At 71.5% G+C, this 25827-nt stretch carries 24 protein-coding genes; 8 read left to right on the forward strand and 16 right to left on the reverse strand.

What is annotated here, in order from left to right:
- Positions 1-10: 10 nt before the first annotated feature.
- From MOPEL_RS05665 to MOPEL_RS05685, 5 genes are all read right to left on the reverse strand, one after another.
- The gene (locus MOPEL_RS05665) at positions 11-442 is read right to left on the reverse strand and encodes a hypothetical protein (RefSeq protein WP_009481899.1); all 432 of its coding nucleotides are present in this window, start codon (positions 440-442) and stop codon (positions 11-13) included.
- A 146-nt stretch (positions 443-588) separates the two neighbouring features.
- Positions 589-2121 carry a GTPase ObgE gene (gene obgE, locus MOPEL_RS05670; protein WP_009481900.1) on the reverse strand — a complete coding sequence of 511 codons (1533 nt, stop codon included), beginning with the start codon at positions 2119-2121 and terminating at the stop codon, positions 589-591.
- 178 nt (positions 2122-2299) lie between these two features.
- Positions 2300-3187, reverse strand: a complete 888-nt coding sequence (locus tag MOPEL_RS05675) for an NAD(P)-dependent oxidoreductase (RefSeq protein ID WP_009481901.1) — start codon at positions 3185-3187, stop codon at positions 2300-2302.
- Positions 3184-4602 carry a four-carbon acid sugar kinase family protein gene (locus MOPEL_RS05680; RefSeq protein WP_009481902.1) on the reverse strand — a complete coding sequence of 473 codons (1419 nt, stop codon included), beginning with the start codon at positions 4600-4602 and terminating at the stop codon, positions 3184-3186. The genes MOPEL_RS05675 and MOPEL_RS05680 overlap by 4 nt, the downstream gene beginning before the upstream one ends.
- Positions 4599-5984, reverse strand: a complete 1386-nt coding sequence (locus MOPEL_RS05685) for a GntP family permease (RefSeq protein ID WP_009481903.1) — start codon at positions 5982-5984, stop codon at positions 4599-4601. Before MOPEL_RS05685 ends, MOPEL_RS05680 begins: the two co-directional genes overlap by 4 nt.
- A 256-nt stretch (positions 5985-6240) precedes the next feature.
- Between MOPEL_RS05685 and denD the strand changes: the two genes are divergently transcribed.
- Positions 6241-7215, forward strand: coding sequence for a D-erythronate dehydrogenase (denD, locus tag MOPEL_RS05690; protein ID WP_009481904.1), 975 nt, complete (start codon positions 6241-6243; stop codon positions 7213-7215).
- A gap of 151 nt (positions 7216-7366) precedes the next feature.
- On the opposite strand, the gene rpmA is transcribed toward denD, so the two are convergent.
- The 5 genes from rpmA to MOPEL_RS05715 form a co-directional block, all read right to left on the reverse strand.
- Complete coding sequence (rpmA, locus tag MOPEL_RS05695) at positions 7367-7627, reverse strand: 50S ribosomal protein L27 (RefSeq protein WP_009481905.1); 261 nt, start codon at positions 7625-7627, stop codon at positions 7367-7369.
- A 32-nt stretch (positions 7628-7659) separates the two neighbouring features.
- A complete protein-coding gene (gene rplU / locus MOPEL_RS05700; protein ID WP_009481906.1) occupies positions 7660-7968 on the reverse strand; it encodes a 50S ribosomal protein L21 in 309 nt (102 codons plus the stop codon).
- 163 nt (positions 7969-8131) lie between these two features.
- Positions 8132-8707 (reverse strand): DUF1648 domain-containing protein, encoded by a 576-nt coding sequence (locus MOPEL_RS05705; RefSeq protein ID WP_009481907.1) that lies wholly within the window; start codon positions 8705-8707, stop codon positions 8132-8134.
- A 152-nt stretch (positions 8708-8859) separates the two neighbouring features.
- The gene (locus tag MOPEL_RS05710; RefSeq protein ID WP_009481908.1) at positions 8860-12411 is read right to left on the reverse strand and encodes an Rne/Rng family ribonuclease; all 3552 of its coding nucleotides are present in this window, start codon (positions 12409-12411) and stop codon (positions 8860-8862) included.
- 122 nt (positions 12412-12533) lie between these two features.
- On the reverse strand, positions 12534-13388 hold the full coding sequence (locus MOPEL_RS05715) for a TIGR03936 family radical SAM-associated protein (RefSeq protein WP_009481909.1): 855 nt from the start codon (positions 13386-13388) through the stop codon (positions 12534-12536).
- 235 nt (positions 13389-13623) lie between these two features.
- Here MOPEL_RS05715 and MOPEL_RS15775 point away from each other — a divergent pair, with 235 nt between their 5' ends.
- From MOPEL_RS15775 to MOPEL_RS05725, 3 genes are read left to right on the forward strand one after another with little or no spacing between them, the layout of a single operon-like run.
- Positions 13624-13875: a hypothetical protein gene (locus MOPEL_RS15775; protein ID WP_141631202.1), complete on the forward strand. Its 252-nt coding sequence runs from the start codon at positions 13624-13626 to the stop codon at positions 13873-13875.
- Positions 13876-13908: 33 nt separating this feature from the next.
- A complete protein-coding gene (locus tag MOPEL_RS05720) occupies positions 13909-14349 on the forward strand; it encodes a P-loop NTPase family protein (protein ID WP_009481911.1) in 441 nt (146 codons plus the stop codon).
- Positions 14346-14963: a hypothetical protein gene (locus tag MOPEL_RS05725; RefSeq protein WP_009481912.1), complete on the forward strand. Its 618-nt coding sequence runs from the start codon at positions 14346-14348 to the stop codon at positions 14961-14963. Before MOPEL_RS05720 ends, MOPEL_RS05725 begins: the two co-directional genes overlap by 4 nt.
- A gap of 94 nt (positions 14964-15057) precedes the next feature.
- Here the strand turns inward: MOPEL_RS05725 and MOPEL_RS05730 are convergent, their stop codons facing one another.
- Positions 15058-15585 carry a hemerythrin domain-containing protein gene (locus MOPEL_RS05730; protein WP_009481913.1) on the reverse strand — a complete coding sequence of 176 codons (528 nt, stop codon included), beginning with the start codon at positions 15583-15585 and terminating at the stop codon, positions 15058-15060.
- A 117-nt stretch (positions 15586-15702) separates the two neighbouring features.
- Positions 15703-17706: a TIGR03960 family B12-binding radical SAM protein gene (locus MOPEL_RS05735; RefSeq protein WP_040633052.1), complete on the reverse strand. Its 2004-nt coding sequence runs from the start codon at positions 17704-17706 to the stop codon at positions 15703-15705.
- A gap of 108 nt (positions 17707-17814) precedes the next feature.
- Here MOPEL_RS05735 and MOPEL_RS05740 point away from each other — a divergent pair, with 108 nt between their 5' ends.
- Genes MOPEL_RS05740 through MOPEL_RS05750 form a run of 3 tightly spaced genes read left to right on the forward strand, consistent with a single transcriptional unit; the run spans position 17815 to position 20209 of the window.
- Complete coding sequence (locus MOPEL_RS05740) at positions 17815-18495, forward strand: TetR/AcrR family transcriptional regulator (protein WP_009481915.1); 681 nt, start codon at positions 17815-17817, stop codon at positions 18493-18495.
- Positions 18492-19412 (forward strand): ABC transporter ATP-binding protein, encoded by a 921-nt coding sequence (locus MOPEL_RS05745; RefSeq protein WP_009481916.1) that lies wholly within the window; start codon positions 18492-18494, stop codon positions 19410-19412. The genes MOPEL_RS05740 and MOPEL_RS05745 overlap by 4 nt, the downstream gene beginning before the upstream one ends.
- Positions 19412-20209: an ABC transporter permease subunit gene (locus tag MOPEL_RS05750; RefSeq protein WP_009481917.1), complete on the forward strand. Its 798-nt coding sequence runs from the start codon at positions 19412-19414 to the stop codon at positions 20207-20209. The genes MOPEL_RS05745 and MOPEL_RS05750 overlap by 1 nt, the downstream gene beginning before the upstream one ends.
- A 3-nt stretch (positions 20210-20212) precedes the next feature.
- On the opposite strand, the gene MOPEL_RS05755 is transcribed toward MOPEL_RS05750, so the two are convergent.
- From MOPEL_RS05755 to MOPEL_RS05765, 3 genes are all read right to left on the reverse strand, one after another.
- A complete protein-coding gene (locus tag MOPEL_RS05755) occupies positions 20213-20758 on the reverse strand; it encodes a DUF4442 domain-containing protein (RefSeq protein ID WP_009481918.1) in 546 nt (181 codons plus the stop codon).
- 42 nt (positions 20759-20800) lie between these two features.
- Positions 20801-22672: an AMP-dependent synthetase/ligase gene (locus tag MOPEL_RS05760; RefSeq protein ID WP_009481919.1), complete on the reverse strand. Its 1872-nt coding sequence runs from the start codon at positions 22670-22672 to the stop codon at positions 20801-20803.
- Between the two features lie 118 nt (positions 22673-22790).
- The gene (locus MOPEL_RS05765) at positions 22791-23774 is read right to left on the reverse strand and encodes a bifunctional riboflavin kinase/FAD synthetase (protein WP_009481920.1); all 984 of its coding nucleotides are present in this window, start codon (positions 23772-23774) and stop codon (positions 22791-22793) included.
- A 113-nt stretch (positions 23775-23887) separates the two neighbouring features.
- On the opposite strand from MOPEL_RS05765, the gene MOPEL_RS05770 reads away from it, so the two are divergent.
- Positions 23888-24733 carry an EamA family transporter gene (locus MOPEL_RS05770; RefSeq protein WP_009481921.1) on the forward strand — a complete coding sequence of 282 codons (846 nt, stop codon included), beginning with the start codon at positions 23888-23890 and terminating at the stop codon, positions 24731-24733.
- A 43-nt stretch (positions 24734-24776) separates the two neighbouring features.
- On the opposite strand, the gene MOPEL_RS05775 is transcribed toward MOPEL_RS05770, so the two are convergent.
- Positions 24777-25622, reverse strand: coding sequence for an alpha/beta fold hydrolase (locus MOPEL_RS05775; RefSeq protein ID WP_009481922.1), 846 nt, complete (start codon positions 25620-25622; stop codon positions 24777-24779).
- Between the last annotated feature and the right edge of the window lie 205 nt (positions 25623-25827).

A 25827-nucleotide genomic window follows, 5' to 3' on the forward strand; every position in this document is an offset into this window, starting at 1 on the left:
GCGCGCCGTCTCACATGGCGATGTCGATGCGGCCCGAGGCGCGGGACTCGACGAAGGCCATCGCCCGCTTGAGCAGGGCGCCGGCGAAGGGATTGGCCTCGCCGAGGCCGAGGAGCCGACGGTGGGTGCGGGAGAGGTAGTCGAGGTCGACCTCGCGCCCGGCGGGCAGACGACCGTTGTGACGGTCGGCGAGGATCTGCAACGCGAACGCCGACAGATCGTTCGGGTGGAGGATCTCGACGTTCTCGCCGGTGACGGCGCGGATGAGCGCCCGGTCGAGGACGGAGAACCCCACTCCACCTGCGTAGGCGACGTGGCCGCCCCACTGGAGGCGCGGGTCCTCCTTGGCCTTGCCCGTGTTGGTCGCGGTGGCTCCCGGCGACGGGGAGGCGACCACGGGAACCGCCGGCGGTATGGGCATGCGCAGGTCGAGCACGATCATCGTGGGCCTCCCTTCGTCTCACGCTCGTGGTGGACCGCGGCGGGGAGGGGAACCGGCGTGGCTTCGGCGTATGGCCAGGGTAGACGCGGGTGGCCCGCCGCCGAAGGGCACGTTGTACTCATCGACGGCGGGCTCCCGTGGGTGGGTCAGCCCTCGTCGTGGCCGGTCCAGAGACCGGCGCGGCGTTCCTCGGCGAGTTCCTCGCGGGCGGCACGCTTGGCGGCGCGGCGCAGGTCGTAGTCCTCGCGCTTCTCGGCGCGGGTGGGGCGGTGGGCCTCCTCGAGGCGGATGTCGGTGCCGCGGGGGCCGACGGTGCCGAGGATCTCGGCACCCGAGGAGAGGGTGGGTTCCCAGTCGAAGACGACGGCATCGTCGCCGTCGCCGATGACGACGGTGTCGCCCGCGACGGCCCCGACCTTGACGAGTTCCTCCTCGACGCCGAGGCGGTTGAGACGGTCGGCGAGGTAGCCGACGGCCTCGTCGTTGGTGAAGTCGGTCTGGCGCACCCAGCGGATCGGCTTGGCGCCGGTGACGCGGAAGACGAACCCGTCGGAGGTGTTCTCGCGACGCACGGCGAACCCGCCGTCGTCGACGGCCTCGGGGCGGATGACGATGCGGCGGCGCTCGTCGTCGACGTCGCCGAACGCCTCACGGTTCTCCTGGACGTGGCGGGCGAGGGCGAACGTGAGCTCCTTGAGGCCGGTGCGGGCGACGGCGGAGACGACGTGGACCTCCAGGCCGCGCGCCTCGAGGTCGCCCTTGACGAACTCGGCGAGCTCGCGGGCCTCGGGCACATCGGCCTTGTTGAGGACGACGATGCGGGTGCGCTCGGCGAGCGGGCGGCCGCCGAGTGCCTCGTCGGGGACGTACTGGCGGAGTTCGTCCTCGATGACGTCGAGGTCGCTCAGGGGGTCACGGCCGGGTTCGAGGGTGGCGCAGTCGATGACGTGGACGAGCACGGAGCACCGCTCGACGTGGCGGAGGAACTCCAGCCCGAGGCCGCGTCCCTCGTGTGCTCCGGGGATGAGGCCGGGCACGTCGGCGACGGTGTAACGGACGTCGCCGGCGGTGACGACGCCGAGATTGGGCACGAGGGTCGTGAAGGGGTAGTCGGCGATCTTGGGCTTGGCCGCGGAGATCACGGAGACGAGGCTCGACTTGCCGGCCGAGGGGAACCCGATGAGGGCGACGTCGGCGAGGGTCTTGAGCTCGAGGCTGAGGGTCGCCTCGTCGCCGGGTTCGCCGAGCAGGGCGAAGCCCGGGGCCTTGCGCTTGGTGGAGGCGAGGGCCCGGTTGCCGAGGCCGCCACGGCCACCGCGTGCGGCGACGTACTCCGTGCCCTCGCCGACGAGGTCGGCGACGACGTCGCCGCGGTTGTTCTTGACCACGGTGCCGTCGGGCACGGGGAGCACGAGCTCCTCACCGTTGCTGCCGTTGCGTTCGTCGCCCTCGCCGGGGCGTCCGTTGCCGGCGTTGCGGTGGGGGCTGCGGTGGTAGTCGAGCAGGGTCGTCACCTGGTGGTCGACGCGGAGGATCACGTCGCCGCCGTTGCCACCGTTGCCGCCGTCGGGGCCGCCGAGGGGCTTGAACTTCTCACGGCGCACGGACGCACAGCCGTGGCCGCCGTTCCCGGCACTCACGTAGAGGGTGACGCGATCGACGAACGTCGGGGCTGCCATGGGGTACTCCTGCTGCGATGGGGGCGGCGCGCACGGCGCACATGAAGCGGTCGTCGCACGAACGGCCGATGACGGACGGGCGACCCTGCAGTCTCTCACGCCCGGCTCCCGCCCCGCGCCGACGAGGCGACGCTGCGGACGACGGTCTGGGCGGAACGTCCCCGCACCGCCCAGGCCGTCACTGCTCCGCGGAGCCTCGCAGCAGCCGGTAGACGATCGAGTCGTCCTTGCGGCCGAGCCCCTCGCGGTGGCCGCGCGCGTAGAGCTGTTCGGCCGTCGAGGCGAGGGGGATCTCCTGGTGGACGGCGCGGGCGGCGTCGCTCACCAGGCCCATGTCCTTGACGAAGATGTCGAGGGCGGAGCGGGCCTCGTCGAAGGCGCCGTCGACCATGCGCTGCCCGCGGTCGCCGAACATGAACGAGGCCGCCGCGCCGGTGCCGAGCACGTCGTGCACCTGGGCGAGGTCGAGTCCCATGGAGTCCGCGAGCGCCAGGGCCTCCCCCGCGGCAGCGATGTGCACGCCGCAGAGGAGTTGGTTGACGATCTTGAACTTCTGGCCGTCACCGGGACGCGATCCGACGACGGGAGCATTGGAAGCGAGGGCGTCGAGGAGCGGTCGCACCCGCGCCACGTCCTCCTTCGCGCCGCCGACCATCATGAGGAGCTCGCCGGTGCGGGCACGGGCCATTCCACCGGAGACGGGGGCGTCGACGACACGGGTCGTCCTCCCGTCGAGGCCGGTGAGGACGAGATCGATCGACGCCGGGCCGACCGTCGCCATGACGAGCACCACCGTCTCGGGTGTGAGGACGTCGGCGATCCCGTCCTCGCCGAAGAGCACCGCCTGGAGTTGGGCTCCGGTGGCGACCATGATCGCGACGACGTCGGCGCCCGTCGCCGCCTCGCGGGCGGAGGACGTCGCCGTGACATCGGGGGCCACGGCCTCCAACGACGTCGGCGAGACGTCGAACGCGGTGACGGGGATGCCCGCGCCGGCGGCGGCGAGTGCCATCGGGGCGCCCATCGCGCCCAGGCCGATCCAGGCGACCTTGGTGATCGGGGTCATGAGCGGTGCTCCTTCGTGTCGTGGCCGGGTGCGGTGCGCTCGTCCGACCCGCCTGCGTCGCGCAACCGCTGCACGACCTCGGCGAGGGCCTCACGGCCGCCCACGTTGCCCGGGAAGACGACGTACGGCACGCCGAGGACGTCGGCGGGTGCGTCGGTCGCGGTGAACATGCTGATCTGCCCGGCGTAGAACTGCCCTGCGACCCGCGCCCGGCGGATCTCCAGTCCCGATGCGGCGACCTCGTGGGACGTGATGCCGCCCTTGGCGACGACCCACGCGGGCCGGGCGCCGCGGATGCCTCGGGCGACGGCCACGACGGCGTCGGACACGCGCCGCGCGATCGCGAGGGACTCCTGCTTGCTGTCGGTCTTGACGAGGTCACGGCTCGTGTAGACCACGCAGTCGCTGCTCACCAGCGCAGCGCTGATGCCGTCGACGGTCTCGCGGACGTGGTCCGCACGGGTGTCGTCGTCGAGCAACCGCGGCACCTGCAGTTCGAACTCCGTGAGCGATGCCCCACGGCCGCCCCCACGTTCCTGCAGCACCTCCAGCTGCCTGCTGGTCAGGCCGACGTGCGAGCCGACGACGACGACCCCGTGGGGCGCACGCTCTCCGCTCGTCCTGATGCCCTCGGGCCCGAGGACGGTGGCGCCCGACTGACCGGCGAGCGACCGCACGAAGGACGGGCCGCACCGGGTGACGAACACGCGCCCCTCGGCTTCGAGACGGGCCATGGCCTCCGCGACGACGTCCATGTCGGCGTAGTCGGTGGCGTTCACGACGACCCAGGTTCGACCCCGGGCGCCGCGGAGCACCTCGGTCACCCGGTCCACGCCGCCTTCACGGATGTCGGCCAGGCTCACGGAGAGGCACTCCTCCGCTCGGACCGCGCCGTCGGAACGCTCCTCGAGGAACTCCCGCAGGTTCGATCGGCCGTATCCGAAGGTGGCGTCCTGGGCGAAGTCGGTGTCCTCGACGCGGGTCGGCACGCCGTCGACCGTGGCGTAGTGGACGTCGTCCTTCGTGAAGCGTCCGGCCTCGATCATCGCGGGGCAGAACACGAACGCGTCCACCTCGATGCCGTGCTCGGCGAGCGCGTCGGCGACGGCGGTCGGTTCGGCGATGACGTGCCCGCGCAGCGTGGAGTCCGAGCGGGAGACGACATGGAGCCCCGCCAGGGCGCCCCTGTCGGCGAGCAGGTCGACCACGCCACCGACGACGCGCCGGTTGAGGGCCTCCGCGTCGGCCTCGTCGAGGGCGCGGGAGTTGGTGAGGACGAAACAGGTACTGCCGGCCTCTGCGAGCACCTGGGCCGGGATGGCAGGGTCGGTGTCGAAGGCCACCTCGACCCCGGCCACGCACTGCGAACCCGTCGGGTCGTCGTCGAGGACGAGTAGACGTCGCTCGCTCGTCATGCCGCCACCCCCAGCACGAGCCATAGGAGGGAGGCGACCACGAGGCCCACGACCGACATCACGGTCGTCACCAGGGAGTACGACTTCAACGCGTCGACCGTCGAGACCTGGTAGTAGCGGCTCCACACCCAGAACAGGGAGTCGTTGACGTGACTGAACGCCATCGAGCCCGCACCGACCGTGACGGTGAGCAGCGCGATCTGCGCGGGGTTGAGGCCGAGGGTGGCGATCATGGGTGCGACCAGCGGCGCGGTCGTCAGCGCCGCGACGGTGGCGGAGCCCTGGGCGGCGCGGATGAACGCCGCCAACAGCCAGGCCAGGAGGAGCACCGGAAGCCCGGTCGAGATGAGCAGGTCGGCGACGGCCTTGGCGACGCCGGTCTCGCGGAGGACGGCACCGAAGGTTCCACCCGCACCGGTGATGAGGATGACGGCGGCGGTGGCGGGAAGTGCCGAGGAGACGACGTCCTCCACCCGCTTCGCGTTCCAGCCGCGCGCGAAGCCGAGGGTGACGATCGCGAAGACCACGCCGATGAACAAGGCCATCGGGGAGTCGCCGACGAACCCGAGGAACGACCGCACGCCGTTGCCCTTCGGCAGGGTCAGCGCCGAGACGGTGCCGCCCATGATGAGCAGCAGCGGCAGGACGATCGCGGCGAGGACGAGGGCCACCGACGGTTCCTTGCCGGTGTCCCTGAGTTCGTCGTGATCCGAGCTGGTCGTGCCCGCCGGGGCCGAGCCGAGCCCGGGGACCGGCGAGAACACGCGCTTCGCCACCACACCGGAGAGCACCTGCCCGACGAGCCACATGACGAGGGCGGGGACGAGACCGATGAGCAGGACGAGACCGACATCCGCACCGATCATCTCCGAGGCGCCGACGATGCCGGGGTGGGGCGGCAGCACGACGTGCACGGTGAGGAGCGCGGCCACGGTCGGCAACGCGTAGGCGAGCATGTTGACCTTGGAGCCGGGCATGCGGCGGGCCACGGCCAGGACGATGGGCACGAGGACGATCGTCGCGACGTCGACGAACACGGGGATGCCGAAGAGGAACGACGCCGCGCCCAGAGCCCACGGGGCGCGCTTCTCGCCGAAGGCGTCGCCGAGCTTGCGGGCCAGGACCTCGGCTCCGCCGGAGACCTCGACGATGCGCCCGAGCATCGCCCCCAGGGTGACGATGAGCGCGACTCCACCGAGCGTCGCACCCATGCCGTCCTTGAGCAGGGGGACGATCTCGTCGAGCGGGATGCCCGCGACCAGGGCGAGCGCGGTGGCGACGAACAGCAACGCGAGGAACGGGTGCGTCCTGCCCTTGATGATGAGTCCGAGGATCACCAGGACGGAGGCGAGTCCGAGAAGGACGAGAACGGTGGGGGTCATACGGATCCTCGTTGATCGTGTGTGACGCGGCAGACGGGTGGGTGGCCCCGCCAGGGACGTTCCCCGGGGCGGATGTCCGCCAATCTAGTGGGGTGGGGTGCCCCTCGGACGGTTGTCGACACGATGCGGCCGATCCCCCGCGTGTCTCGTCCTGCCGAAACCGCACCCGCCCGCTCCGACGTGGGTTTCAATCGGTTCCACCGGCCGACCCGGCCGTCTCGCCAGGCCCCCTCACCCCCCGATGGAGGAGTCACCGATGCACATCGTCGTCACCGGAGGTGCCGGGTTTCTCGGCACCCTGCTCACCCGGCGTCTGCTCGACCTCGCGGACGCGGGGGACGTGGACCTCCAGCGCATCACGTCGCTCGACCTCGCCCCCAGCCGTGTCGAGGACGCGCGCGTCGCCTCGGTGGTGGGGGCGATCACCGACCCGACGATCGTCGCGGAGGCCCTCGGCGACGGCGTGGGCGCGGTCTATCACCTCGCGGCGGAGCTGTCCGGCGGTTCGGAGGCGGACTTCGACGCCGCGATGAGCGTCAACGTCGACGGCACCCGAACGCTGTTGGAGGCCGCGCGGCGGGCCGGATCCCAGGGGCGACCGGTGCGGTTCGTCTTCACCTCCAGCCTCGCCGTCTTCGGCGGGCAGATGCCCGACGTGGTGCCGAGTCACTGGGCCACGCAGCCCGATTCGACGTACGGCGCCACCAAGGCGATCGGCGAGATCCTCGTCAACGAGTACACGCGCAAGGGCTACGTCGACGGTCTCGTGTGCCGTCTTCCGACGATCTCGGTGCGCCCCGGCCTGCCCAACTCGGCGGCGTCGAGTTTCGCGAGCGGAATCATCCGCGAGCCGCTGTCCGGGGTGGCCTCCCAGGTGCCGGTGCCCCACGACACGCGCATGTGGCTGTCCTCGCCGCGCACGGTCGTGACCAACCTCGCGCACGCGCTCACCCTGGACTCCGCGTCGCTTCCCCGTTGGCGGGTGCTCGATCTGCCGGGCATCACCGTGACCGTCGGCGAGATGCTCGACTCACTGGAGCGCGTCGGCGGCGCGGAGGCTCGAGCGCTGGTGACCGACGCGCCGGACGACCGGGTCGCCGCCATCGTCACGAGCTGGCCGGGCGCGTTCGACGTCACGACGGCCACGGCTCTCGGGTTCGCCCAGGACACGTCCTTCGACGACGCCGTGGCCCAGTACCGCGACGACGTCGCGCTGCCCCCCGCACGCTGACGGCCGCCCGTACGTCACCCGCGGCGGTGAGGGCGTGGATCGCGGGCGGTGAGGGCGTGGATCGCGGGCGGAGTGTTCTCGTTCGGACATGCGTCAGGGGTAGGGCCCTGGTGGGCCCTACCCCTGATGCGTGTGTCGTGTGTCTCCTGGGTCAGGCGGTCTCGACGAGGTCGATGTTCACGGTCTTGCGGCCGCGCTTGGCGCCGAACCGGACCTCACCGGCGGCCAGGGCGAACAGCGTGTCGTCCTTGCCACGGCCGACGTTGTCGCCGGGGTGGAAGTGGGTGCCGCGCTGGCGGACGATGATCTCGCCCGCGTTGACGAGCTGACCACCGAAGCGCTTGACGCCGAGGAATTGCGGGTTGGAATCGCGCCCGTTCTTGGAGCTGGACGCACCCTTCTTGTGTGCCATGTCGCGTTCTGCCTCTCGCTACGAGCGACGCCTCAGGCGTCGATCCCCGTGATCTTGATCTGCGTCGAGTGCTGACGGTGACCCTGACGCTTCTTGTACCCGGTCTTGTTCTTGTACTTCTGGATCGTGATCTTCGGGCCCTTGGTGGGCTTCACGATCTCGGCGGAGACCTTGACCTTCGCGAGAGCGGAGGCGTCGGTCGTCACCTTCTCGCCGTCGACGAGGAGGATCGGGGCGAGCTCGAGGCTGTCGCCGGGGTTGCCCTTCACCTTGTCGATGATGAGGACGTCGCCGACGGACACCTTCTCCTGACGGCCGCCTGCACGGACGATCGCATACACGTGGATGACTCCTGTTGGTCGAACGAAGCACCTCTGAAGAACCGGCCCGTCGAGACGGGACCACCACGCCGCAGGCGGCGGAGGACACGCGAATCACGGATCTCGGTGGGCGCACCGACTCTCCAGGGTAGGCGACGCCCCTCCCCCGCTCCAAACCCGCCGGTCACCTCCGGGGACGCCGCACCTCCCCCTCGGACGCACGACGAGCTCCCGCCACCCGGACGAGGGAGGCGAGGACGGCCGTGACGACGACGGCGCCGGGGACGGCGACGACCCACGAACGGCCACCCGAGACCGACGCCGCGACGAGGCACCCCACCCCGATCCAGGCGAACATGCCGCACACGACGGCGGTGTCCGCGGCGACGTGCAGGCCCCGCCGGTGACGCCACGTGACGGCAGCCGACCACAGGCCGCACACGACCGCCATCTCTGCGGGGAACAGCAGAGCCGTCTCACGGGACCCCCACCCGTCGACACCTCCCGCGCCCCAGTGGGTGGGGAACGCCCCCGCACCCGACCGCCACCCGGCGGCGAGGGCCACCGCCGCCATCGCACCGAGGACCGGCCAGCCGTACAGCAGCGCCTGCGCCCAGCCGGGCGCCGCGTCCCACGCGTTGCGTGGGTCGGTGGTCTCGGGCCGCAGCGACCCCCGCTGCCGGATGCGCAACCCCAGCGCGGCCGCCGAGATCACCCCGACGAGCCCGTTCAGTGCCCAGAACTCCTCCACCGCACTCACCTCTCTCCCATCCTCCCCGCGCGCGAGGCGATCCGGTGGGATCCGCCGCCGCCATCCCCTCCGCGAGAGGAGCGGGGAACGACGCGAGGCGGGGACGAATCCCTCGAAGGATCCGTCCCCGCCTCGCGCTCAGGCGTCGTGACGCCGGAGGGTCACTCCCCCTCGACGGGACGCGGCGGACCGGCCGGGGCGCCCGCGGCGCGGCGGACCGCACGGCGACGCGTCGGGGCCGGAGCCTCCGCGGCCGGCGACTCCGCCGCAGGCGTCTCCGACGACGGCGCGGCGGCCGCCGCGGGGATCGTCTTCGGTGCGGACGCGGCGAGGGCCTCGGTGGCCTTGGCGGCCTCCTCCGCGGTGAACACCGCCGGTGCCGCACCCGAGGGGGCGGCCGTCGGCGCGCTCGCTGCACGGCGGGCGCCACGGCGACGTTTCGGCGCGGGCGTCTCCGTCGCGGACACGGCGGCAGCGGTCTCGGCCGGGGACTCGCCGCCGGCCGCGGCTTCGTCGCCCGAGTGGCCGGTCCCGTCGGAGGCGTCGGTGTCCCGATCCTCCACCGGGGCGGTCCGTGCCATGCCGGACGCCTTGCCGGTGACCTTGCCCGTCACCGCGCCGCTCACACGGCCGGTGACGTCGGTGGAGGCATCGTCGCCCGACGTGCCCGGTTCGACGACGGGCGCGGCTGGTGCGGTGCTCGGGGAGGACGCGCGACGCGAACCCCGCGAACGACGACCGGTGGGAGCGTTCCCCGTGGGCTCGGAGCCGGAACGGACCTCGTCCGACGTCGGCACGGAGGCCTCGGTCGTCTCGGCGCCCTCGAGGTGCTCGGCGACGATCGCCTCGACGGCGGCCGTCTCCATCGGCGCGTCACCGTCGAGCGCCTCGGAGCCACCCTCCTCGTGCGACTGCACGGCGGCGGCGTACGCGACGGCGGCGATCTGCGCCGGAGTCGGGCCCGACATCGACGCCTGCGACGAGGAGTTCCCGGAGGAGTTCGACGACGAGGAGGACGACGAGGACGAGGAGTGGTCGCGGGAGTGACCGCCGGAGCCCTTGCCCTCGCGGCGGCCCCGGCCACCACGGCCGCGACCACGGTCGTCGCCGCGCCCGGAGTCCCCGGACTTCTCGAGCGGCTCGGTGCTCACGAGGATGCCGCGACCGTGGCAGTGCTCGCACTCCTCGGAGAACACCTCGATGAGCCCGGCACCCACGCGCTTACGCGTCATCTGGACGAGGCCGAGCGAAGTGACCTCGGCGACCTGGTGCTTCGTGCGGTCGCGCCCGAGGCACTCGACGAGACGACGCACGACGAGCTCACGGTTGGCCTCGAGCACCATGTCGATGAAGTCGACGACGACGATGCCGCCGATGTCGCGCAGCCGCAGCTGTCGGACGATCTCCTCGGCCGCCTCGATGTTGTTCTTCGTCACCGTCTCCTCGAGGTTGCCCCCGGAGCCGGTGAACTTGCCGGTGTTGACGTCGATGACCGTCATGGCCTCGGTGCGGTCGATGACGAGCGACCCGCCGGAGGGCAGCCAGACCTTGCGGTCCATCGCCTTGGCGATCTGCTCGTCGACGCGGTACTCGGCGAACACGTCCTTCTCGCCCGTCCACCGCTCGAGGCGGTCGGCGAGATCGGGCGCGACGGACTCGACGTAGTCGCTGATCGACTCCCACGCGACCTCGCCGGAGACGACGAGCTTGGTGAAGTCCTCGTTGAACACGTCGCGCACGACGCGGGTGGTGAGGTCGGCCTCCCCGTGCAGGAGTACGGGCGCGTTGCCGGTCTTCGCCTTCTTCTGGATCTTCTCCCACGCCCGCTGGAGGCGTTCGACGTCGGCGGTGAGCTCGGCCTCGCTCGCACCCTCCGCGGCGGTGCGCACGATGACGCCCGCGTCGTCGGGGACGATCTGCTTGAGGATCTTCTTGAGGCGCGCACGCTCGGTGTCGGGCAGCTTGCGGCTGATGCCCGTCATCGACCCGTCCGGCACGTACACGAGGTAACGGCCCGGCAGGGAGACCTGCGACGTGAGCCGGGCGCCCTTGTGCCCGATGGGGTCCTTCGTCACCTGCACGAGGACGGACTGCCCGTTGGAGAGGGCGTTCTCGATGCGGCGCGCCTTGTGCTGCTCGAGCCCGGCTGCGTCCCAGTTGACCTCGCCGGCGTAGAGCACGGCGTTGCGGCCACGACCGATGTCGACGAACGCGGCCTCCATGCTCGGGAGGACGTTCTGCACACGGCCGAGGTAGACGTTGCCGGCCATCGACGCGCCGGGCTCGCCCGCCGCGCCCTGGGCGGAACGCCCACCGGAGATGTAGTGCTCGACGAGGATGCCGTCCTCGAGGACGCCGATCTGGGTGTGGTGACCGCGCTCGCGGACGACCATGACCCGTTCGACGGCCTCGCGGCGGGCGAGGAACTCGGCCTCGGTGATGATCGTGCGCCGGCGCCCGGCCTCACGGCCCTCGCGGCGACGCTGGCGCTTCGCCTCCAGGCGGGTCGACCCCTTGATGCCGGTCGCGGCCCCCCGCGGCTCCCGGACCCGGGTCACGGTGCCCGGCGGGTCGTCGGAGTCGCCCCCCGACCCGCTGCGGCGGCGGCGGCGGCGACGGCGGCCGGTGGGTTCACCCTCTCCCTGATCGCCGGAGTCGGAACGGCCGGGCGAGGACGACCCCTTGTCGTCGTCGTCCGAATCGTCACCGGAGTCGTCGGAGTCGCCCCGACCGTCGGAGCCCTCACCGGAGTCATCCCCACCACGGGAGGAGCGGCGGCGGCCACGACCACCGCGGCGACGGCGGCGCCGCCCACCCTCGGAGTCGTCGTCCCGGTAGTCGGTCGAATCGTCGGAGTCGCCCGAGTCGTCGTCGGAGTCGTCCGAGTCGTCACGGCCCTGATCGTCGGAGTCGTCACCACGACCCCCGTCGTTCGGACGATCTCCGCCACGGTTGCGACGGTGGCGCCCGCGGCGAGACCGCCGCGAGCCGCGCGACCCCTCGTCGTCGTCCGTGTCGTCGGAGTGGTCGTCTCCGTCGTTGTCGTCGGCCTCGGCGTCGTCGGCGACCTCTTCCTCGACGACGTCGGTCTCGTCCTCGTCGTCCTCGTCCTCGTCCTCGTCGTCGAGGCGGTCCTTGAGGACCTCCTCGGGCTCGGGCGCCTGGAACAGCAGCCCGAAGCTCGGCACGACCGGCCGGACCTCACCCGTCTCGTGCCCGCGGGCACGGGCGGCGCGCACGACCGGGTCCGCCATCGGATCAGTGAGGGGGTCCCCGCCGTCGTAGGCGTCGGAGGGCCCGTCGTCGACGAGACCCGTGGACTCGGGGGCGGCGGGGGTGAACGCGTCGTCGGACGGGGCGGACACCGGGGCGCTGACGACCTCGGCGGCGGGAGAGGTGGCGCCGTCCACGACGGGCTCGTCGGGGCGGGCCGACGCAGCCGTGACGGCAGCGCCCTCGGCGTCGCTCGTCCCGTCGGCCTCGGCCTGCTCGGCGGCGAGCCGCGCGGCGGCCTCCGCCTTCTTGCGGGCACGCGTCGCCGCGGCCTTCTTGGCGGCCGCCTGCCGCGACTCGAGGCTGCGGGTGGAACGCTTGCGCGGCGCGGGGGCCGCCTCCGCTGTCGCCGCGGCGGGAGCCTCGGCGGCGCCGAGGTCCGTTCCCGGCCCGACGGGCTGGGTGGGATCAGGTGTGGTGGTGTCGTCGTTGGAAGCCATCAGGCGTTCCTTCCGTCAGCCATGCGAGCGGCCGACCACACCGGGCGGGATGCCCTCCACCGCCGCGTGGTGCGCGGTTCGTGCGTCGTGATGCCGGGTCCGGCACCACGGAAGTCGTGTCGTTACGACTGCTCGGCTCGCGTGTCGCGCGGCACCGACCAGACGCCGACGGCCTCCTGATCGGCGGCCAAGGGATCGGCCACCCGCACCGGAGTCTCGAGCAGCGGGCCTTGCGCGAGCCGCGTCACCATGGGTGGTGACGGCGGGGTCAACGCGGCGGCGGTTCGCAGCGCGGTCAGGACGTCGTCGGGGCGTACGGCCGGTGTGGTGTGCCGTACGACCATCTGCAGTATCGCACAGGGCACCTCCACGGGCCCCTCCTCGACCGTGGACTGCGTGTTCATCGGAGCCCCGCCGGCGAGACCGGCACCTGCGTCGTCGCCGGTCACGGCGACGTCGAGGACGGCCTCCCGGACGTCAAAGGTGCGGGGGCCCTTCTTGAAGGTGCGGGTGACGAGCGCCTCGTCGAGGGCGAGGAACCGTTCGACCGCGGCCTGCACCTCCATACGGGCCGCCCCGGGGAGTTCGACGCGCCAGAGGCTCCCCTCGAGGGAGTCGGCGAGCGCGCCGGCCTCGGCCTCGGCGACGTGGAGGACGTCGTAGCCGTGCGGGAGCGCCTCGTCGAGGGCGACGCGCACCGCTTCGGGGTCGAGACGCTCGACGACGCCGATCTCGACGTACTCGGCCTCGCTCGCCGTCCCCGTGGGTGCGGCGTTCGCGTAACTGATCTTGGGGTGGGGGTGGAACCCGGAGGAGTACGCCATCGGCACACCGGCCCGGCGGACGGCCCGCTCGAGCGCGCGCTGGAAGTCGCGGGTCGAGCTGAACCGCAGCCGTCCACGCTTGGCGTAGCGGATGCGGAGCTTCTGTACCGCGGGAACGGCGGGCGGGCCTTCGGGAACACGCTGGCGAGACATTGCACGAAGGGTACCCGCAGCGCGTCACCGCACGATCACACGTGACGTTCCCCCGGCCTCTGCGCGACGGACGGCCCACCCCGACCGTCGCCCACGGCACACGAACGTCCGGGTGGTCGAGGTGGCAGGTCGCACCCCACCCGCCCGGGAACGGGCCGATCACATACCGGAGGATGAGGAGGAATGAGCCCGCAGACGGATGTGGGAGGACGTGCCCGGGCGGGAGGGTGGATCCATGAGCATCCAGAGCCCCCTCGCCGCACCCGGTGTCGTCGTCGCGCAGGACCTGCGACTCGTCCAGGACGGCCGGGAGGTGCTGGGCGGAGCGGATCTCACGATCGCTCCCGGCGAGAGCGTCGCCGTCCTCGGGAGGGGTGAGGACGGCGCGACCGCGCGGATGCTCGGTCGGGTCGTCGCGGGGCTCGCGCTCCCCGCCGCGGGATGGATCCACCGCGGCGGCGACGACCTCACCCGGCTCTCCGACTAGCGGCGCAGCGCACTCCGCCGCCGCGAGGTCGGGGTGGCCCTCGGTGACGGCGTCCTGCCCGAGCTGCCCGTCCTCGAGAACGTCGCCCTCCCGCTGCTCCTCGACGGCCTCCCCCATCGGCGCGCCGTCGCCCACGCCGCCGACCTCCTCGACGAGATCGGCCTCAGCGGTCTCGGCGCCCGGCGCCCCGCCGACCTGCGGCCCCGCGACCGCGTCCTCGTCGCCGTCGGCCGGGCCCTCGTCACCGAGCCACACCTCGTCGTCGCCGCCGACCCGACCCCGGAGCTCGGCGAGGCAGTAGGAGCGGACGTCCTCGACGTCCTCCTCGGCCGTTGCGCCCACACCGGGGCGGCCCTCCTCCTCACCACCGAGGTGGGGGCGAGCGCCGCCCGGTGCACCCGCCGCGTCGAGATCTGCGACGGCCGCCTCGTGCGCCACCCCGAGGTGCACTACGCGACGCAGGCCCTCCTGTGAGAGCCGCGATCCGCCTCTGGTGGCTCATGCGTTCGACGTGCGGCCGACGGCACGACGTCACCGTCGGCGGGCCGTTCGGGCTCTTCACGTGGGTGGCGCTCACGTGCGGGGGCCTCCTCACGGTTGCCCGGGGACCGGCCACGCTCGACGTGCCGCGGATCGGTGCGCTCCTCGCACTCGGCGCGGCCCTGACGCTCATGGGCGTGTGGTGCACCCGCACGCTCCTCCGTCCCGCGCCGGACGAGCACCTGCGCGTGCTCCGGGCGACCGGGGCGTCCCGGCACCAGGCCGCCGTCGTCGCCGCCCTCGACGTCGCCGAGTCCGCTGTGCCCGGAGTGCTCGCCGGTGTCGCCTGCGGCGTGGGGCTCGCCTGGCTCCTCCACCTGATCGGTGCCGACGTCGTCCCCCCGCTCAGGTTTTTCGTGCTCACCGGCGTCGCCCTCTGCGCCCTCCTCGCGGCCACGGTCGCCCGCCGGCTCGACGCGACGGACCGCCCCGACGACGAGACCGGCCTCGACGACCACATGCGCGGACCCGCCGGTCTCACCGACGCCCCGGACGTGCGCATACACCGCGTGAGGCCCACGCCGGAACCGCACGACGCACGTCCTTGAACACGCCCGTCCGCGAACTCGGCCACCCGGGCGCGACGTCCCACGGGGCCCCAGGGGCAGGTGGAGGCCCCGCGCCTCCCGCGCCGGCGCACCCTCAGGCGCGGGGGCTGCTCCAGGCGGCCTCGCCCTGTTCCTTCCACAGCGGCCCGTCGAGGCGGGCGACGGCGGCGGTGCGGAGGCGCTCGCAGCGGTCCCAGTCGGCCTGGTCGAGGGCGACCGCCGCGGCCGGGAAGAGACCGTTCTCCTCATGGTCGATGTGCTCGAGCAGGACGTCGAACTCGGCGAGCAACGGCGCGAAGTCGATATCGGCGTACCGGTCGGCATCGGCGAGCGCGAGGAGGTCGTCGATGACGGCGTCGAGGGCGTCGTGCTCGTCGTAGAGGGTGCCGGCCTTCTCCTCGTACTCCTCGAAGCGTGTCATCGAGAGGTAGAGACCCCCCTCCTCGACGGAGTTGTGCACGGTGAAGTACCGGACGAGCTGACGGACGAGGTCGACGGCCTCCTCCCGCCGATCGGCCTCGACGTGGCCGCGGATGTGGCGGCACAGGTTGCGGATCTCGAAGTGGTCGTCCATGAGCGCCCCGATGGGCTCGATCTCGTGACAGCCGCAGTACTGGCACATGACGGTCTCCCTTCCTCGCCGCAAGTATCGCCGCTTTCCATCGGCGAAACACGTCGGAGCGGGGGACGACGACGGCGGTCACCCCCCGAGAGGGACGACCGCCGTCGAGGCACGCGGTCAGCGGTGCTCGAGCATCTCCTGCTTACCCGCACCGAGGACGGTGAGCGGGAGCAGCTTCTTACCCGTCGGACCGATCTCGATGTCGAGGTCCATCTGGGGGCACACGCCGCAGTCGAAGCACGGGTCCCAGCGGCAGTCCGGCTGCTCCTCCTCGTCGAGGGCGGCCTGCCAGTCCTCCCACAGCCACGCCTTGTCGAGGCCGGAGTCGATGTGGTCCCACGGAAGCGTCTCGAACTCGTCGCGCTCACGCGTGGTGAACCAGTCGACGGAGACGTCCCAACCGTGCTCGTCGTTCATCGCCGAGAAGACCTCGTCGGCGCAGCGCATCCACCGCTCGTAGGAGAAGTGTTCGCTCCACCCGTCGAAGCGGCCGCCGTCGCGCCACACGGCCTCGATGACGTCGCCGACGCGGCGGTCACCGCGGGAGAGGAGTCCCTCGACCACACCGGGTTCGCCGTCGTGGTAGCGGAACCCGATGGAGGAGCCGTACCGCTTGTCGGAGCGGATCTCGTCGCGGAGCAGCGCGAGGCGACGGTCGGTGTCGGCCGCGGAGAGCTGACCGGCCCACTGGAACGGGGTGTGCGGCTTGGGCACGAACCCACCGATGGAGACGGTGCAGCGGATGTCCTTGCGGCCGCTGACCTTGCGCCCCGTCTCGATGACGGCCTTGGCGAGGTTCACGATGCCGAGGACGTCCTCGTCGGTCTCGGTGGGCAGGCCACACATGAAGTAGAGCTTGACGTTGCGCCACCCGGCGCCGAACGCGGCGGCGACGGTGTCGATGAGGTCCTGCTCGCTCACCTGCTTGTTGATGACCTTGCGCAGGCGCTCGCTGCCGCCCTCGGGCGCGAACGTGAGGCCGGAGCGTCGCCCGTTGCGGGTGAGCTCGTTGGCGAGATCGATGTTGAACGCGTCGACGCGGGTGCTCGGCAGCGACAGACCCGTCTGGGTGCCCTCGTACCGGTCGGCGAGGCCCTTGGTGATGTCGGCGATCTCGGAATGGTCCGCGCTGGAGAGCGAGAGGAGACCGACCTCCTCGTAACCCGTCGCCTGCAGGCCGCGTTCGACCATCTCGCCGATGCCCGTGATCGACCGTTCCCGCACGGGACGGGTGATCATGCCCGCCTGGCAGAACCGGCAGCCGCGCGTGCAGCCGCGGAAGATCTCGACGCTCATGCGCTCGTGGACCGACTCGGCGAGCGGCACGAGCGGCTGCTTCGGGTACGGCCACGCGTCGAGGTCCATGACCGTGTGCTTGCTCACCTGCCACGGCACACCCTCGATGCCGGGCTTGGGCGTGACGGCCTCGAGCGTGCCGTCGGCCGTGTAGCTCACGTCGTAGAACGCCGGGATGTAGACGGCGCCGGTGCAGGCCAGTCGGCGCAGCACCTCCTCGCGCGGGGTCAGCCCGTCGCCGCCGGGGCGACCCTCGGACTTCCATTCGCGAATGATCTCGCTGATCGCGAGCACTGCCTCTTCACCGTCACCGATGACGGCGGCGTCGATGAACTGCGCGACCGGCTCGGGGTTGAAGCTGGAGTGCCCACCGATGAGGACGATCGGGTCGTCGTCGCCACGGTCGCTGCTGCGCAACGGGATTCCGGCCAGGTCGAGCGCGGCCAGCATGTTCGTGTAGTTGAGCTCGGTCGGAAAACTCAGCCCGAACACGTCGAAGTCGCGCACGGCGCGGTGACCGTCGACGGTGAGGAGCGGGACGTCGTTCTCCCGCATGAGCTCCTCAAGGTCGGGCCACACGGCATACGTGCGCTCGGCGAGCGCGTGCGGCTGCTCGTTGAGGACTTCGTAGAGGATCATGACGCCTTGGTTGGGCAGCCCGACCTCGTAGGCGTCTGGGTACATGAGCACCCAGCGCACCGTGCCGGGGCCCCCGCACTCCCAGTCCTTGACCTGGGAGTTCAGTTCGCCGCCGACGTACTGCAGCGGCTTGCTCACCTGGGGCAGCAAGGCCTCCAGGTCGGCGAATCTCGACTGTCCCGACATGCGCCCAGCGTAGGTGAGGCGTCCCTGAGTCCCAAAGCGTCGACCACGCCACGCACGTGTGGTCCGACATCCTTGACCGCTACTGAACGCGTGTTTAGTCTACTGACCATGAGTTCAGTAGAGGGCGACCTCACCGCACGGGCGCGGATCCGCAACGCGGCGCTCGAGGAGTTCGCCGAGTGCGGGTTCACTCGCGCGACACTGCGATCCGTCGCGGCGCGAGCCGGGGTCTCCCCAGCGCTCGTCCCCCACCACTTCGGCAGCAAGGAGGGACTGCGCGCCGCCTGCGACGCCCACCTGCTCGCCGTCCTCCGCGTGGCCAAGAGCGAGGCCATGGCCCAGGGCGCCGCCCCCTCCCCCACGGCCTACCTGCATGCTCACCCTGAGTTCGCGCTCCTCTATGCCTACATGCGCCGCACGCTCACGGACGGCGGACCTACTGCGGACGCCCTCTTCGACGACCTCACCACCGACGTGCACGGATTTCTGGAGGTCGGCGAGCGCGCCGGCACGATCCGGACCTTCCCAGACCCGGAGGCGCGAGCAGTCGTCATGACTGCGCTCAGCCTCGGGCTCATGGTCTTCGAGGACCGCATTGCCGCCCGCCTCGGCGGAACGAGCCTGCTCGACCCCGACGTCCTCACCCGCTACACGGACTTCGTCATGGACCTCTACACCGACGGCCTCTTCGCCGTCCCGTTCACCCTCGACGACAGCCCGCCCGCAGTCGTCGAGACACCAACGTCATCACCGACCCCCGATTCACCCCACTCCGAGGAGACACCGTGACCGCCGCTGTCGAGATCTCCGACCTGCACAAGCAGTACGGGTCGCGCGTCGCCTTGCGCGGGATCGACGTGCGCGTCGATCCGGGCACCGTCGTCGGGTTCGTCGGCCCCAACGGCGCCGGTAAGACGACGACGATGCGGATCCTCGTCGACGTGTTGCGGCCCACGTCGGGGCAGGTCCGCGTCCTCGGTGAGGACCCCCGCACCGGCGGCGCTCGACTCCGCTCCCGCATCGGCTACCTGCCCGGTGAGCTGCGGCTCGACGGCCGGCACGACGTCGCGTCCTTGCTCGACCACTACGTCGAGATCTCCCACACCGCCAGCGTCAGCCGCCACGACGCCCGCGCTGCGTGGCGCACCCTCGCCGAGCGACTCGGCGTCGATCCAACCCGCCGCGTGCGCGGACTCTCCAAGGGCAACAAGCAGAAGGTCGGCCTCGTGCAGGCGTTCGTCCACCGCCCCGACCTGCTCGTTCTCGACGAGCCCACCTCCGGCCTCGACCCGCTCGTGCAGGCCGAGTTCCTCACGATGGTGCGGGAGGTCCGAGACGAGGGACGCACCGTGTTCCTCTCCAGCCACGTCCTCAGTGAGATCGAACAGGCAGCAGACTCGGTCGTCGTCCTGCGCGAAGGTCGCGTCGTGCTGACCTCGGCCGTCGAGGCCGTGCGGGCGAGTCTCGGCCAGCGTGTGCACCTCACCCTCGCGGGCCACGTCGCTGCTGCCCCGTTCGTCGGGCTCGACGGGGTGCGCAGCGCCACCGCCACACACGACGGCGCAGACACGCGCCTCACCCTCGATCTCGACGGCACTCCCGATGCCGCCCTGCGTCTCGCCACGACCCACACGGTCCTCGCCGTGGACGCCGAACGCCCCGACCTCGAAAGCGCGGTCATGAGCTTCTACACCCAGGAGTCCTGATGAACATCGCGCCGCTGCTCACCCGCCGCCTCCGTGAGTCCGCACGAGGACTTGTCGGCTGGACCCTCGGGCTCGCCGCTGTCTGTGCCCTTTACCTCCCGCTGTTCCCGTCGATGCGGACCAGCGGCCTCCTCGGCGACAAGCTCGAGGCCATGCCGACGGAGATGCTCGACTCTCTCGGCATGGACGCCGCGACCATGGGTACGGGCTGGGGATACACCCACGAGACCGTGTTCAGCATGCTCGGCATGCTGTTGCTGCTCGTCGTCGGCATCACCCACGGCGCGCGAGCCATCGCCGGTGATGAGGAGAGCGGTGCCCTCGAACTCACGCTCGCGCACGCCACCGATCGACGGTCGGTGCTGCTCGCTCGCCTCATCGGCGTCGTCGCCGTCGTCGTCGGGCTGACGACGTTCACGACCCTCCTCGTCGCCGCCCTCAACGGACCCTCCGAACTCGGGCTCAGTGCCGATGGTCTCCTCGGCGAGGGCGTCGCGTTGGGTCTACTCGTCCTCGTCCACGCGCTCGTTGCGTTCGCCGTCGGTGCAGCAACCGGGCGGCGCAGCCTCGCCCTCGGTGTCGCGACGGCAGTGGCAGCACTCGGCTGGTTCGTCCACACGATGGGCGCCAAGGTGCAGGAGAACCTGCCTGCCGCCTCACCGTTCGAATGGGCCTACGGGTCCGACCCGCTCGTGAACGGGCCGGACCCCGGCGGTCTGCTCGCGCTGGCCGCCACCTGCATCGTGTTGATCGCTCTCGCCGCGATCACCTTTCCGCGACGAGACCTGCGCGCCTGAGGCTCAGTACCCCCGCGTGTGGTCCTTGTGCCGCACGTAGAGCTGACGACGCACACGAGCGACGAGGGTGCCCTCGCGGTCGACGATGTCGTTCTCGACCCAGTGGAGGACCTTCGCGCCGCGCTCGGCCTTCGCCCGCAGCTCCTCGACGAGCTCGTCGGTGACGGTGAACGTCGTGCGCACGTCGGTACGGCCCGGGGAGACGAACTCGATCTCGGCGCGCTTGTCCCACACGATGTAGTCACGGCCGAGGCGCTGGCCGACGAGGATCATCCAGAACGGGTCGCTCATCGAGAACATCGACCCGCCGAACTGCGTGCCGACGTAGTTGCGCGACAACGGTGTGAGCTTCAGCTCGACCGTCGCGCCACGGAACCCGCGTTCGATCTCGACGACGCGGATCCCCGCAAACCGGAACGGCGGCCACACGTTGAGGAACCGGCGCAGCATCACCGGGTCGGTGAGCACGTCACGCCACTGAGGCATGCGGTCGGTGAGGGTGCCGGGCAAGGCGGTGATCGTCGAGCGCGCACGGCTGAGCGGGGGCATGGGGGCCTTTCTCGGAGTGGGGTCGGTCGAGGGGCGGGCCGCTCAGCGTTCGGCGGCGTACATCTCGTCGACGACGTCGGAGTACTTCGCGATGACGCGGCGTCGGCGCAGCTTGAGGCTCGGGGTGAGGTCGCCGGACTCGATCGTGAGGTCGTGGTCGAGGATCGCGAACCGCTTGATGCGCTCCCACCGGTCGAGGCCCTCGTTGAGCTCCTCGATGTACCCCTCGACGAGCGACCGCACCTCCGGGGACGTGACGAGCTCGGCGTACCCGAGGTGGCCGAGGCCGTTCTCCTTCGCCCACGCACCGATCGAGTCGGGGTCGAGCGTGACGAGCGCCGCGGCGTAGTTGCGTTCATTGCCGACGACGACGAACTGCCCCGCCACCGGGCACACGGCCTTGAACCGGGCCTCGATGATCGCCGGGGAGACGTACTTGCCGCCCGAGGTCTTGAAGACGTCCTTCTTGCGGTCGGTGATGCGGACGAAGCCGTGCTCGTCGATCTCGCCGATGTCACCGGTGTGGAAGAACCCGTCCTCGGTGAACACGGCCTCGGTGGCCTCGGGCTGCCCGTGGTAGCGGGTCATCACACCGGGGCCCTTGATGAGGAGTTCGCCGTCCTGGGCGATGCGCGCCTGCGTGCCGGGCAGCGGCCAGCCGATGCTGCCGTGCTGGTGGCAGCCCGGGAAGGGCCGGTTGACGCACGTCGCCGCAGCGGTCTCGGTGAGGCCGTAGCCCTCGAGGATCGGCATGCCGATGCCGGCGAACCACCACGACAGCTTGGGATCGAGCCGGGCGGAGCCGGAGATGAAGAACCGCACCCGGCCTCCGAACCGCTCCCGGACGCGGGAGAGGACGAGGCGATCGGCGAGCGCGTACTGCGCCCGCAGTGCCGGGCTCGGCGTGGTGCCGGCCTCGTTCGCCTCGGCCATGCGACGCCCGACGGAGAACGCCCACGTGCCGAGCTTGGCCTTGACCCCGGTCGCGTCCGCGAGGGTGGCCTCCACGGCGGCGTACGCCTTCTCGAAGATGCGCGGCGCGGCGCCCATCCACGTCGGCCGGACGACGGCGAGGTTGGGGACGATGAGGTCGATGCGGCCGTCCACGCAGGTGGGGCAGCCGGTGGCGACGGCGATCATGACGAGCGTGTTGCCGAAGACGTGCGCGAGGGGCAGCCACAGGTACTGGAGGTCGTCGGGCCCGAGGATGCCGATCGACCGGACCGCCACCCCTTCGTAGACGAGCGCCCGGTGGGGCAGTTCGGCGCCCTTGGGGTTCCCCGTCGTGCCCGAGGTGTAGATGATCGTCGACAGCGAGTCGGGCGTGAGTCCCTCGATGCGTCGGTCGACGACCCCGGCGTCACGGGCGAGCATTGCGCGGCCGCGGGTGAGGAAGTCCTCGAGGGAGATCACCCAGTCGTCGTAGGACACGCTGCGCCCACCGGCCTCGCCGTCGAGGACGACGACCGCGGTGACGTCGGGGATCTGGTGGCGTCGCACTCGGAGTTTCTCGACCTGACCGGCGTCCTCGGCGAAGACGATGCGGGAGCCGGAGTCGGCGAGGATGAACGCGACGGCCTCGGCGTTGCTCGAGGAGTACACGGTCGTCGTCGCCGCACCGGCGAGGAGGATGCCCCAGTTGGCCCACACCCACTCGATGCGGGTCGCGGCGCAGATCGCGACGCGGTCCCCCGTCTCGATGCCGAGATCGACGAGGGCGGCCGCCCACACGACGACCTCGTCCCATGTCTCCTGCCAGGTGCGATGCTCGAGCTTCTCGTCACGGAAGTACTGGTAGGCCTCCCCCGTAGGCGTCGCGCGGACGCGATCGCGCAGGAGGTGACCGCACGAGGCGGGCATGTTCTCGAAGGCGGCAAGGTCGACGACCTCGTTCTTGGCGTAGTGGACCGGCACCCGGTCTCCTCCCCGGTACCGATACGGCACCTCGTCACGTCGTCGTGCGGATTGCGGTCGATTGTGCCAACAGCGACGGCGTGGGGGTAGGGAGCGGGACCCCCAGATTACCGGTGGGTCACTTCAGCGGTCGTGGCGTGCGACGAGCGGCACCGAGGATCTCCCGGGCCCGGTCGACGTCGTGTGCCATGCGCTCGATGAGCTCCTCGACCGAGTCGAATCGAAGCATGGGCCGCAACCGCTCGACGAACTCGACGACGACGTGCTCGTCGTAGAGGTCGAGGTCGTCACGGTCGAGGACGTAGGCCTCCACGGTGCGCTCGACACCGTCGAACGTCGGGTTCGTGCCCACGGAGATGGCCGCAGGGAGCATCGCATCGGTGTCGTCACCGGCGTCGGGGCGCAGAAGCCATCCGGCGTACACGCCGTCGGCGGGGACGAGACCGTCGCTGTCCTGCGCGAGGTTGGCCGTGGGGTACCCGATCTCGCGGCCGCGGTGGTGACCGTGGACGACGACGCCGCCCACCGTGTGGGGACGCCCGAGGAGATCGGCGGCCTGCCCGACCTCGCCCTCGACGAGGAGGTCGCGGACCTGCGTGGAGGACCAGCGCCCGTTGTCGTCGGGCCCGTCGCCGACGTCCTCGACGACGACGACGTCGAACCCGTGTTCACGCCCGAGGGCCCGCAGGGTGTCGGTGTCGCCGGAGTTCCTCGCGCCGAACCGCGTGTCGGCTCCGACGACGACGCAGCAGGCGTGGAGCGCCCGGACGAAGACGTCGACGACGAAACGCCCGGGACTCCACGAGGCGAGGTCACGGGTGAACTCCATGACGAGCACGCCGTCGAGGCCCGCCCGCTCGAGGAGGTCCAGGCGCTGCGGCGTCGACGTGATGAGCGCCGGCGCCGCGCCGGGACGCAGCACGGCGAGCGGGTGGGGATCGAACGTCACCGCCACCGCGAGCGCCCCCTCGTCGTGGGCACGCTCGACGACCCGGCCGAGCACGGCCCGATGACCGCGGTGGACGCCGTCGAAGTTGCCGAGGGTGACGACCGTGGACGGGAGGTCGTCGGGGATCTGCTCGGGGCTTCGCCATCGGTGCACCCGGCCACTGTAGCGGCACGTGAGACGCCTCTCTCCTTCCCCCATGTGCCCACGGGCGGGGCCGTGCGGTTCCTACGCTGCGAGCGGATCACCCCCTGAAAGGAGCGCGTCACGTGGGTTCGCTGCTCCTCGCTCTGTGTTCTGCCCTGGCGTTCGGGACGAGCGATTTCCTCGGCGGCGTCGCCGCCCGACGGGAGCAGGTGCTCCGGATCCTCGTCGTCTCCTATCCCGTCTCCGGCCTGCTCATGATGCTCGTCGCGCTCGTCGCCGGCGGGCATGCGACACCTGCCGCATTGGCGTGGGGTGCCGCCGCCGGGGTCGCGCTCGCCCTCGCGGCGTGGACGTTCTTCGTATCGCTCGCCACGGGGCCGATCAGCATCGTCTCCCCCGTCACCGCCCTGCTCGGCTCGGTCGTGCCGTTCACCATCGGCATCGCGCTCGGCGAGGAGCCCGGGATCCTCGGGCTCCTCGGCGTCGGACTCGCCCTCGCCGCGACCGTCCTCGTGAGCCTCTCCCCCGACGCCGACACCGCCGCCGACCGGCCGTTCACGCCGCAGGTGGCGACGCTCACCGTCGTCGCGGGGTTCTCGTTCGCGATGAGCTTCGTGTTCACCGGCCGTATCCCCGCCGGCACCGGCCTCACACCCCTCGTCGCCGCCCGCTGGGCCGCCACCCTCGTCGTGCTCCTCGTCGCGCTCTCCCGCCGGGCGTGCGCACCGCCCACGCCCGGGCCGGTGCTCGGCTACGCCGTCGGCGTCGGCGTGCTCGACACCGTCGCCCACACGACGATGCTCCTCGCCCTGCAGCAGACGCTCCTGTCGATCGGCAGCGTCGTCATCTCCCTGTTCCCCGCCGTCACCGTCGCACTCGCCGTCGTCCTCCTCGGCGAACGGGTGAGCCGGGCGCAGATCGTCGGCCTGTCCCTCGCCGCAGCGGGACTTGCGTTCATCAGCGGCTGAGCGCCTCGGCCCGGGACGCCCCGGGCCGAGGCACATGCAGGACTCAGACCGTGCTCTCGACGCGCCGGGTGATCTCCTCGGCGACCCGCTCGGACCGCTTCTCCGGCAGCCAGTGGTCGGCGTCGAGCTCGACGAACCGGTAGTCGCCCGTGACGTACTTCTCCGTCCGCTCCGCCGCGGCGCGACCGAGCGCGACGTCCCGGTTGCCCCACACGAACGTCGTCGGCACGGTGATCTCGTCGGCGGGCCGATCCGACCGTCCGCGCAGGGCCATCGTCGGCAGCGCCCGGTAGGGACCGACTGCGCCGCTCACCGCGCCGAGCTGGGTCAGTACCCGCACGTACTCCTGCTCCTGCGCCGTCGGCAGACCGAGATTGTGCAGCCCGAAGGTCCGCAACGCCCACGTGAGCCCGACTTCCGGGACGAGGGGCAGGATCAACGGACCCATGTACCAGCTCTTGAGCGCCTGGGTGGAGTGGAGGCTCGCCCACAGCATCGCCGCCGGGTGCGGCGTCGCGAGCACGGTGAGCGTGCGCACCCGCTCGGGGTGACGCTGCGCGAGACCCCACGCGATCGCCCCACCCCAGTCGTGCCCGACGACGTTCGCCTGCTCCAGGCCCGCCGCGTCGAGGAGCGCGACGACGTCGGAGACGAGGTGCTCGATGCGGTAGTCGCTGCGACGCGAGGGACGGGCCATCGGGGACACGCCACGGTTGTCGAGGGCGAGGGTGCGGAACCCGTGCGAGTGGAGCCGCGCGCTCACGTCCTGCCATGCGGCCGACGTCTGGGGGAACCCGTGGAGGAGGACGACCGTGCGCTCCGGGGCGGCGCCCGCCGGTCCCGCGTCGACGACGCTGAACGTCATTCCGTCGTGGATGAACGTCTGCATGGGTACTCCTCCGTCGTGATCCGCTGTCCACTCGGGCAACCGCCGCCCTCCCGGACTGTATTCCGGTGCACCGCAGTGGTGTCGCCCACGGCACCCGCCCACCGAGGGACGCGTCACGACGCGGAGGAGCGAGGACCGGACCACGCGAGGGGACTCACCGGGGCGCACGATCTCGGCCCTCCGTCGCACAGCGATGCGGGCGGAA

This window comes from Mobilicoccus pelagius NBRC 104925 (assembly GCF_000247995.1).
GTDB lineage: Bacteria > Actinomycetota > Actinomycetes > Actinomycetales > Dermatophilaceae > Mobilicoccus > Mobilicoccus pelagius.